Annotated in this window: 1 pseudogene; it reads right to left on the reverse strand. The window is 57.0% G+C overall.

The features are described 5' to 3' along the window. Positions 1 to 237: pseudogene (locus FQ664_RS27640) on the reverse strand (UvrD-helicase domain-containing protein); the annotation flags it as partial.

The following is a 237-nucleotide window of genomic DNA, read 5'->3' on the forward strand; positions in this document are numbered from 1 at the left end:
GCCCCAAGCATACGGCTCGCCACCTCGCCAGCCGTGCCTCCCTCCAATAGCGTTGCAATGACGCCAGCGGCTAGAGCCGGCGGTTCTGTATCCATTGCTACGTCGTGATGTAGCTCTGGCAGACCGTCAGCTGCTGAAGAAAGGTAGTCAGAAAGCTCGAGCATAAGCCGCTTGGATGGCACCAGAATCGCGATTGATTTGTCTGGAATTTTCTTGAGGCGTTCCAGCGCCGAGAAC

It is taken from the genome of Pseudomonas persica (genome assembly GCF_900291015.1).
Classification (GTDB): Bacteria; Pseudomonadota; Gammaproteobacteria; order Pseudomonadales; family Pseudomonadaceae; genus Aquipseudomonas.